Below are 5,432 nucleotides of genomic sequence, written 5' to 3' on the forward strand. Positions count from 1 at the left end.
CTGCTCAGAGGCATGCTCGAAAAAAACAGGCTTCTAGATATAGTAAGAAACTTCATTGTTTTTGAAAAAGATAAAGAAACAAAAAAGAAACTAGCAGCGTATCATCAATATTGGGCGACAAATAAAGCACTCGAATCAACTTTGCAGGCAAAAAGGACAAACAGAAAAGCGGGCATTGTCTGGCATACCCAGGGTTCTGGAAAAAGTTTAACAATGATTTTTTACGCTGGAAAAATTATTAGAGAACTGGATAATCCTACGATTGTTGTTCTCACAGACAGAAATGATCTTGATGACCAGCTATTTGGAACTTTTAGCAAGTGTCAAGATATATTAAGACAAAAACCAGTTCAGGCAAACACAAGAAAAGAACTGATGGAGTTGCTTAAAGTTTCTTCTGGCGGAGTTGTCTTTACAACAATTCAAAAATTCTTTCCTGAAGAGGATAGAGAAAAATACCCGGTACTATCAGAGCGAGATAATATTATTGTAATAGCTGATGAAGCTCATAGAAGCCAGTATGGATTTCCTGCAAAAATATTAAAAAAAGAGGATAAAGCACTTATAACATATGGTTATGCAAAGTATTTGAGAGACGCTTTACCAAATGCTTCATTCATCGGCTTTACTGGAACCCCGATAGAAAAAGCAGATAGATCAACGCCAGCGGTTTTTGGAAAATATGTTGATGTTTATGATATAGAACAAGCAGTAAACGATGGTGCAACTGTAAGAATATTTTATGAAAGTAGATTAGCAAAGCTTGAGTTAAAACCAGAAGAAAGACCAAAAATAGACCCGGAATTTGAGGAGGTAACAGAAGGCGAAGAAGTAGAACATAAAGAAAAGCTAAAAAGCAAATGGGCAAGATTGGAAAAGATTGCTGGCGCTCCAAAAAGAATAAAAAGAATTGCAAAAGATATCGTGAATCATTTTGAGCAAAGGCTTTCTATCCTTAATGGAAAAGGAATGATTGTTTGTATGTCAAGAAGAATATGCATTGACCTTTATAATGAGATAATAAAACTAAGGCCAGAGTGGCACAATGAAGATGATGATAAAGGATTTATCAAAGTCGTAATAACAGGCTCTGCATCTGATCCAAAAGAATGGCAGCAGCATATAAGAAACAAAGTCAGAAGAAAGAAAATAGGTGATAACTTCAAGGATCCGAAACATGAAACTAAATTGCTTATTGTAAGAGATATGTTCTTGACAGGTTTTGATGCACCAAGTTTACATACAATGTATCTTGACAAACCGATAAAAGGACATACTTTGATGCAGGCGATAGCAAGAGTGAACAGGGTTTATCCTGGAAAAGAAGGCGGTTTAGTTGTCGACTATATAGGCGTTGGTGCTGAATTGAAAAAAGCCCTGATGGAATACACAGAAAGTGGGGGTAAAGGAAAACCAACGCTTGACCAAGAGCAAGCCATCAGATTAATGTTAGAGAAATATGAGATTGTAAAAGATATGTTTTATGGATTTAATTATAGAAAATTCTTTGAGCTTTCGCCAAAAGAAAGATTAACTTTCATGCCCAATGCAATAGAACACATACTAAAAGAAAAAGGGAAAAAGGAAAGATTTGAAAAAGAAGCCACTGCTCTTGTTAAAGCATTCTCTTTGGCAGTTCCTCATGAAAAAGCCATGAAGATTAAGGAAGAAGTTGGCTTTTTCCAAGCATTAAAATCAACAATATCAAAAACAATCGAAACCAAAAAAGATGTAAAGGAACAATACGAAACAGCAATCAAACAGATTATCTCAAAAGCAGTAATCTCTGATAGAATTATAGATATATTTGAGGCTGCTGGAATTCAAAAACCAGAACTTTCTATTCTATCAGAGGGCTTTTTAGCCGACGTAAAAGAGATGCCTCAGAAAAACTTGGCGTTTGAAGCTCTAAAAAAATTATTGAACGATGAGATTAAGATAATTTCAAAAAGAAATCTTGTTCAAGGTAAATCTTTCATGGAGATGCTAGACAGAACAATAAAAAAATATACAAATAGGGCTGTAGAGGCTGCGCAAGTTATAGAAGAATTAATAGAGTTAGCAAGAAAAGTTAGAGAAGAAAAAAACAGGGGAAAAGAGCTTGGAATGAGCGAAGATGAACTTGCATTTTATGATGCACTTGAAGTCAATGATAGCGCAGTTAAAATACTTGGCGATGAGACTTTACGAAAAATAGCGCTCGAACTAACACAAATGATAAGAAAAAGCGTTACAATAGACTGGACACAAAGAGAGAGCGTTCAAGCAGAGTTGCGCCTCAAAGTAAAGAAAATACTAAGAAAATATGGCTATCCACCTGATAAAGAGAAAAAGGCAACAGAAACAGTTTTAAAACAGGCGGAGTTAGTTGCCGGAAATTTACTTGCTCTTTGAATATGCACAAAAAATAGATGCTTGGATCAAGTCTGTTGACAGAGGATTTTATGATGTTCCTTATACTTATAGAGTTGGTAGTCCAAGCTCACTTGCTCGTGGTGGAGGCCATCAGAAATGGGCAAAATTCAATCCAGACTTCTTTATCAGGATAGGAAAGGATATTCTAGTTGTAGAGATAAAATCTGACGAAGATATCACTGAAGAAAATAAAGCCAAATTGAAATATGCCAGAATACACTTCGAAGAGTTGAATAAAAAGCAGAAGAAATTCAAATATTATTTTAAGTTCTTTTCTCCACAAGATTTTCCACAGTTTTTTGAAGCTATAAAATCTGGAAATTACGCGAAATACACTAGTAATCTTGAAGCTGAATTAAAGGGTTAGCTCATTGCATAAACCAAGAAAACTGCTCATCACCCGCATTCGACTTAAGAATCATCACCCGTTATTGCGACAGAGAGAATAAAGGTGAACTGTAAAGTTAGCGACACCTATTTTGATGCAAAAAAGCCAATCGGGCACCGACAACTTTAAAAACTTCGGGTTCCTAATTCATTTTATGAAGATTATGAAGGCTTTTGACAAGAAGGTAGGCAACACAGAATACTATAAGTATAGAATTAATTTGCCAAAAAAGATAGTAGAGGATTCTAATTTATTGGGAAAAGAAGTTAAGGTAAGACTAGTAAAGGACAAAATAATTATCGAGAAAGAGTAAATATTTTCTACTCAGTTAGGATTTTCTTGTTCTAAATCGACTACTAATTACCAAACCCGTTTATCTATTCGGGCACCGAAAGATTTATATACTTCGGGTACCGAATATATAGTATGCTTAGCAAGATAAAATGCATACATTGTGGAAGTGCAAACAACTGCAAGAAAGGCCGACGCAAAACCTTGTATCGAGGAAAAATACAGAAATTTTACTGCAAGGATTGCAAGAGATTTTTCACTCAAGATGACGGCTTTTATCGAATGAGAAACAAGCCCGAGATTATAACAATGTCAATTGATATGTATGTCTCTAACCTGTCGAGCAGAAAAATGAGAAACCAATTGAAAAGGCATTTTGATCACAAGATAAGCCATGTTTCTATTTTGGATTGGGTTAGAAGATACACATTAAAAGTTCAAAAATTCATAGAGAAGCAGAGCTATAATTTAGGTGACAGGTTTTATGCTGATGAGACAACGATTGATTGTGAATGTAGGAAAGACAGGTTTTGGTGTTGTCTTGATTGGGGTACAAGATTAATTACTGGAGTGCATTATAGCTTAGCTGCTAATCCTGTTGAAGCGCAGGAATTTCTAAAGAAAGCAATAGCGAAGGGAAAGCCAAAGTACATTCAAACAGATGCTGGAATGTTCTATCCAAGAGCATTTAGGAAAATGTTTTATTCTAATAAATTTGGTGGCTTAGTTGTAGAGCACAGAATACAAAACTATCAGGAAACAAGAATTCATAATTATAGAATTGAAACTGTATTTATGAAAATCAAAGATAGGGTTCTTGACTTCAGGGGGTTGAAGGCTCTTTGGTCTGCTCCAATCTTATTGAATGCGGTAGTTATCCAGCATAATTTTATTGAAAACCATTGCACGACTAATGAAGTTCCTTGCGAAACGGCGGGAGTTAAATTAGGATTGGGGGAAAATAGGTGGCTGGATTTGATAAGATTGAGTAGTAGTTAGGTGATATATATTACACGCTTTCTGTGCGTGCTATCTTAAGCACTCTTCCCCACCAGAGAAGCTCGTTAAGGAATCTCTCCACAGGATCACCCATAGGACTTTTACGCATTTGCTCGAACATTTCAGAACCCTGAGGACCTTTGCCCATCATTGTCGCAAAAAATATATCAACAGGAATATGAATGGAGTTTCTAATAGGTACCATTTGAAGTTCAATGGCAACTTGCCGAAGCTGTTCAACCGCGCGAGCACCTAAAGCACTGCCATAACTTACAAAACCGACTGGTTTTCTATTCCATTCCATATATATCACATCCATTGCGTTTTTGAGAACCGCAGGATAGCCATGATTATATTCTGGAGTTACTATAATGAAAGCATCCCCATCATTAATTTTTTCTGACCATTCCTTCACTACTTCATTTGGATATTGTCTCTTTGCCATCGAAGGTGATATTGCTTCATTAAAAAATGGCATCGGATAATCGCGCAGATCTAGGAGCTCAGCTTCCACATCTTTCAGCTTCTTTATTTCCTCAAAAATCCACTGTGCCGGTTTTTCGCTGAAACGATTTTGCCTCGTGCTACCAATAATGACTTTAATTTTAATAGTTCTCATATTATTCATTTCCTCCTTGATTTGTTGTTATAAAATTTTTGTTTTTGAACTTCCTCTGATAAATTCTTCAAAATCTTGAGCATATGCTCTGTGTTGATGGTGTAAAATATTTCTTGCCCTCTCCTTTCGTTAATCACGATATTATTGTTTTTAAGTGTTTTAAGATGCTGTGAGACTGCAGGTTGAGACAGTCCAACTATCTTGACCAGCTCACCAACTGTTTTTTGTCCCTTAAGCAGAGCTTCTACAATTTTATAGCGGGAAGTACTACCTATACCTTTACCAAATTTTTCTATCTCATTACAAAGATCAGTCATATAATAATATAAGGATATACTTATATTTAAAAGGTTTTCTATTCGATGAATAAACATAGGTGACGTTTACTTTACAGCTCAAATAAAGGGAAAATTTATAAACATAAAAAATCCCAACTTCTTGAGACGGCCATAGTAGGTTGGAAACACCTGTTCCCATTCCGAACACAGAAGTTAAGCTTCCTACGCCGTTTGTATTAGTGACAGACAAGTCGCAAAGCATCGGTGCCGTCTCGTAACTCTACCGAAATGGGGTATTTTTTTGAGAATCTTAAAAAATAAGATATTAAATATTTCTTAGATTAGTAGATAATATTTAAATCGGAATTTGAAACTAAATTAGGAATTATAAAGATCAAAATTTATGAAAAATCAAAAATAAAGATAAATACATCTTAATAAA

The 5,432-nt window shown here is 35.3% G+C and carries 6 protein-coding genes and 1 rRNA gene; 5 read left to right on the forward strand and 2 right to left on the reverse strand.

Annotation, left to right across the window (positions count from 1 at the left end; all coding sequences use genetic code 11):
* The 4 genes from QXF67_04540 to QXF67_04555 all read left to right on the forward strand — a co-directional run.
* The coding region (locus QXF67_04540) for a type I restriction endonuclease subunit R (protein ID MEM3060770.1) at positions 1 to 2,394 on the forward strand (2,394 nt) is incomplete at its 5' end.
* Positions 2,369 to 2,782, forward strand: coding sequence for a hypothetical protein (locus tag QXF67_04545; GenBank protein ID MEM3060771.1), 414 nt, complete (start codon positions 2,369 to 2,371; stop codon positions 2,780 to 2,782). The genes QXF67_04540 and QXF67_04545, both read left to right, overlap by 26 nt.
* 175 nt (positions 2,783 to 2,957) lie before the next feature.
* Positions 2,958 to 3,116 carry a hypothetical protein gene (locus QXF67_04550; GenBank protein ID MEM3060772.1) on the forward strand — a complete coding sequence of 53 codons (159 nt, stop codon included), beginning with the start codon at positions 2,958 to 2,960 and terminating at the stop codon, positions 3,114 to 3,116.
* A 113-nt stretch (positions 3,117 to 3,229) separates the two neighbouring features.
* Entirely contained in the window at positions 3,230 to 4,093 is an 864-nt protein-coding gene (locus QXF67_04555) for a DDE-type integrase/transposase/recombinase (protein MEM3060773.1), read from the forward strand.
* Between the two features lie 10 nt (positions 4,094 to 4,103).
* Here QXF67_04555 and QXF67_04560 read toward each other — a convergent pair whose 3' ends face one another.
* Together QXF67_04560 and QXF67_04565 are read right to left on the reverse strand one after the other, a co-directional pair.
* On the reverse strand, positions 4,104 to 4,712 hold the full coding sequence (locus QXF67_04560; protein ID MEM3060774.1) for an NAD(P)H-dependent oxidoreductase: 609 nt from the start codon (positions 4,710 to 4,712) through the stop codon (positions 4,104 to 4,106).
* A gap of 5 nt (positions 4,713 to 4,717) precedes the next feature.
* A complete protein-coding gene (locus QXF67_04565) occupies positions 4,718 to 5,029 on the reverse strand; it encodes a metalloregulator ArsR/SmtB family transcription factor (protein MEM3060775.1) in 312 nt (103 codons plus the stop codon).
* 122 nt (positions 5,030 to 5,151) lie between these two features.
* Here QXF67_04565 and rrf point away from each other — a divergent pair.
* Positions 5,152 to 5,266 (forward strand): 5S ribosomal RNA (gene rrf / locus QXF67_04570).
* Positions 5,267 to 5,432: the final 166 nt, after the last annotated feature.

The sequence above is a fragment of the Candidatus Anstonellales archaeon genome, from assembly GCA_038869735.1.
Taxonomy (GTDB): Archaea; Micrarchaeota; Micrarchaeia; order Anstonellales; family CG1-02-47-40; genus JAWCQO01.